The organism is Aminobacter sp. P4_H6_2 (genome assembly GCF_056400805.1).
The window spans coordinates 1-2,241 of sequence record NZ_JBFUKO010000778.1 but is presented as its reverse complement, the minus strand read 5'-3'; the positions used below and the strand labels follow the sequence as shown (position 1 = coordinate 2,241).

Here is a 2,241-nt window from a genome sequence, read left to right as displayed (position 1 = left end):
AGCTCGGGCTTTGCCAGGGCCTCGATCCCTGGCCGGGCTGGACCTACGTCAAGCTTGGGCTGATCGCCACCGGAACCAAGAGCCCGAACGCTGCCAAGCTGTTCATCCACTACATCCTGACCGAAGAGGGCATCGCGCCGCAGGTGAAGGATGGCAAGCTGCCGACCAACCCTGACATCGGTCTTCCCGCTGACGAGCCCTCGGGTATCGGCAAGGTGCTCGACAAGCTGCAGCAATACGACGCCTCGACAGCGCTCGAAGATTGGGATGCGCGCCAGGATTGGCAGGACCTCTGGCGCGTCGCCTACAAGAAATAGCTTTCCGGTGGACTGGGACGGGGCCCTTCTCCTTCGGCTCCGTCCACTTTTTTCCACCGGGCGACATGGAGATTTTTGAATGACCGGAACTTCGGCGAGGAAACTCGCGGCTCCCAAAGCGCTGCTGCTCGATTTCGGCGGCGTCATCGTGTCGACGGCGCATCTGCCGGGCTGGCAGGCTAAGCTGGCCGGGCATGTTCGTGGCCTGCTCGACAGGGCCGGCGTGGCGGCACCAGAGCTTTCGGTCGACCAGATCACCGACGACATCAAAGCTGCCGGTATCGCCGACTCGCATTGGAAAGATGCGATGTCGCGGCCCTTCGCACCGCGCGAATTGCGGCACGAGGAGTTCTGGGGCGACTTCGTCGCCGGCGACTGGCCGAAGGGTGCACACGACGTGGTCGTGGCTGAGGCCTACGATCTCTGTCGCAAGATGGGCAACTGGAAGAGCGAACGCGTCCTGCGCCACGGCATGCTCGATCTGCTCGACGCTGCCGACGCCGCCGGCGTGCCGGGCGGCATCGTCTCCAATGCGCTGTGCGGCCGGGTTCATCTCGACTTCCTCGATGCGCATGGGCTGACCGACCGCTTTGCCGTTGCGATCCATAGCGACGAGGTGAAGGTCAGGAAGCCGAACCCCGAGATGATTTTCCTGGCAACGCGAGCGCTTGGCGTCGAACCGTCCGAGGCCTGGTATGTCGGCGACAATTTCGACCGCGATGTTTTGTGCGGCAAGCGAGCCGGCATTGGCGGCAACATCCTGATGGAGGCCAAGGGCACCTACGATCTGCCCTATGAGTTGAAGCTCAAGCCGGACGCGATCGTTGCCGATCCGGTTGGCCTGCTCGGTCTCTTCCAAGAAGCCACGCGCGGGATTGCAGCATGACAAGCGTCGAAGAGTCCAAGCGCTTGCGGGTGATCGCCGAGCAGGCGTCGCAGCTGATGCGCGAGCCGCTGCTGGCGGCGTTCCGTTCCAACATCGCCGTCGACTACAAGGTCGACCTGCACGACGTGGTGACCAAGCACGACAAGGAATCGGAAGTGGCGATCCGCGACTTCATCCTGCGCGAGGTGTCTGATTCAACCGTGCTCGGCGAGGAGGACGGGGCCAGCGGCGAGGGTCGGGTGAAATGGTATGTCGACCCGATCGACGGCACGTCGAATTTCGCCCGCGGCTTTGCCTTCTGGTGCGTGTCGGTGGGGGCGGTGATCGACGACGAGATCGTCGCCGGCGCGGTCTACGACCCGGTCGCCGAGATGCTGTTTTCCGCCGACCTGACAGGGGCCTGGCTCGATGGCGAGCCGCTGCGCTCGCGCGCCATCGCCGACGAGCGCCATGCTACGCTGATCACGGGTTATCCCGTGGCGCGCGACCTGCGCCTCGACGGGCGTGAACAGGCGCTCGAAAATTTTGGCGAGTTGGCCGAGACATTTTCGACGTTGCGCCGTCCGGGCAGTGGCGCGCTCAGCCTCTGCCACGTCGCGGCCGGCTGGGTCGATGCCGCTGCGGGTTTCGGCACCAACCCCTGGGATGTGGTCGCAGCGATCCTCATCCTGAGGCAGGCGGGCGGCAGCTACCATCCATTGACGCTTGGCAAGGTCAGTGCGGACATCCCCGACTTCATGTGTCCGGGCTACGTGGCATTGGGCGAGGGGGGCGACTATCCGACGCTGATGCAGGTGGCGCGACGCATCTCCGACGGCCGCGATGCGGAGCGCGCACGGAATACGGCATGATGGAACGCGTGTGCATCCGCATGAAGTCACTGGATGTAGCGGGTTCGCTGAAATGCAGAAACATTATTTAACTTAAGGCGTTGACGATTTTGCACACCTGTGCAATTTGAGATCAACAACGACCCACGGGCGGCATTTAAATGACAGTTCACGCAACGGCCACCGAAGCGACAATCCAAACCGGCCT

General features: G+C 63.3%; 2 protein-coding genes and 1 pseudogene. All 3 read left to right on the top strand.

What is annotated here, in order from left to right; all coding sequences use genetic code 11:
- Positions 1-317 (top strand): annotated as a pseudogene (locus tag AC1DUU_RS29995) (ABC transporter substrate-binding protein); the annotation flags it as partial.
- A gap of 79 nt (positions 318-396) precedes the next feature.
- Positions 397-1,203, top strand: coding sequence for an HAD family hydrolase (locus AC1DUU_RS29990; RefSeq protein ID WP_476786957.1), 807 nt, complete (start codon positions 397-399; stop codon positions 1,201-1,203).
- Positions 1,200-2,054 (top strand): inositol monophosphatase family protein, encoded by an 855-nt coding sequence (locus tag AC1DUU_RS29985; RefSeq protein WP_476786956.1) that lies wholly within the window; start codon positions 1,200-1,202, stop codon positions 2,052-2,054. Before AC1DUU_RS29990 ends, AC1DUU_RS29985 begins: the two co-directional genes overlap by 4 nt.
- Positions 2,055-2,241 lie beyond the last annotated feature (187 nt).

Bases quoted from the DNA above. Each gene is read 5' to 3' on its own strand.
- AC1DUU_RS29990 (WP_476786957.1), top strand. From the start codon at position 397: ATGACCGGAACTTCGGCGAGGAAACTCGCGGCTCCCAAAGCGCTGCTG.
- AC1DUU_RS29985 (WP_476786956.1), top strand. From the start codon at position 1,200: ATGACAAGCGTCGAAGAGTCCAAGCGCTTGCGGGTGATCGCCGAGCAG.